Source organism: Bradyrhizobium sp. 159, from assembly GCF_023073795.1.
Taxonomy (GTDB): Bacteria; Pseudomonadota; Alphaproteobacteria; order Rhizobiales; family Xanthobacteraceae; genus Bradyrhizobium.
In genome coordinates this window covers 1-521 of sequence record NZ_JADPKE010000014.1, presented here as the reverse complement: position 1 = coordinate 521, position 521 = coordinate 1, and the positions used below count along the sequence as shown (strand labels likewise).

General features: G+C 61.0%; 1 protein-coding gene. It reads left to right on the top strand.

Annotated features, from left to right (window positions below):
* Positions 1–102: 102 nt before the first annotated feature.
* Positions 103–521: hypothetical protein (locus tag IVA96_RS02275; protein WP_247415244.1), on the top strand; the 419-nt coding region annotated here is incomplete at its 3' end.

Below are 521 nucleotides of genomic sequence, written 5' to 3'. Positions count from 1 at the left end.
GCGGACGGGCTGTCCGAAACTGACATCGAGGCGGTTCAGGACCATCTCGCCATGCTCCGCGTCAACGAGTTGATTCCGACCAAGCATCACATCCTTCGGGCCATGATCGAGGACGTCGCCGCCATTCCGACGGCTATGAATATCGCCGTCGCGCAGGGAACGTACCTGCGCGGAATGAAGCTCGCACTGGCCGAGTCCGACCGGCGCTATGGCGGCGCGAGGATCGAAGATGAGGGTCTGGTGGATCGTCTGATCCTTGCGAGGAACGATCCTCCGAAGCCGGCGTCATCGACCACGGCGACCGTGGTGGATCGTCCGGGCGAGCCACCGGCGGCGGGCGCCTCTGCGATATCGCAATTTGTGCCCATGGCCGAGTTCTTGCGATTTGCCGATGGCGTCATCCAATTGAACGCCTCCGACGGTCACTGGGACGAGAAGACGCAGCGGCAGGCCAAAAGCATCGCCAAACTGTTCGTCAAGTTCATGGTTCAGGATCAACGCATTCACGATCTGAACCTCGT